The 736-nt window shown below is 77.0% G+C and carries 1 protein-coding gene; it reads right to left on the minus strand.

From position 1 onward, the window contains the following. A partial coding sequence (locus ACVNF4_RS36665; protein ID WP_461807128.1) for an SDR family NAD(P)-dependent oxidoreductase occupies nucleotides 1–736 on the minus strand: 736 nt, incomplete at both ends.

Consider the following 736-nt stretch of genomic DNA (forward strand, 5'->3'; position numbering starts at 1 on the left):
CCGGTCGGGTGCGAGGTCGACGGCGATGACGTGGGCCTGCCGGGCGGTGAGCGCGGCCAGCAGGAGCGGCTCGGCGTGCTCGTCGGTGAAGGTGCCGATGCCGAGCCGGGCGGTGGCCCGGCGTACGGTCTGCGAGGCCGCCATGCCGCCCTTGCCGCCGGGCACCCACGGCCCCCAGGCGATGCTGGTCGCGGGTACGCCCTCGGCGCGCAGTGTCTCGGCGAGGCCGGTCAGGTGGCCGTTGGCTGCGGCGTAGACGGTCTGTCCCGCCGAGCCGAGCACGCTGGACGCCGACGAGAACAGCGCGAACGCGTCGAGGTCGTGGCCGCGCAGGGCCTCGGCGAGGACGTGCGCGCCGTGCGCCTTGGCGGCGAAGACGCGCTCGGCGGTGTCCCGGTCGACGCGGCCGAAGGCGCGGTCGTCGGTGACTCCGGCGAGGTGCAGGACCAGGCGCAGCGGCTGCTCGGCGCCGGCCTGTGCGACGGCGCGTGCGCAGTCGGCGGGGTCGGTGACGTCGCCGCGCACCACGTGGACCGGTGTGCCGGTGGCGGTGATGTCGTCGATGAGGCGGCGGGCCTGCTCGTCCGGTTCCGACCGGGCCATCAGGGTGACGAGGGAGCAGCCGCCTCGGGCGAGGATCGCCGCGGTGGCCAGGCCGAGTCCGCCGAGTCCGCCGGTGACGAGGGCGGCGCCGTTGAGGGCGGGGGCGGTGTCCGCCGGGCCGGTGGCGGGGACG

This window comes from Streptomyces sp. S6 (genome assembly GCF_054880855.1).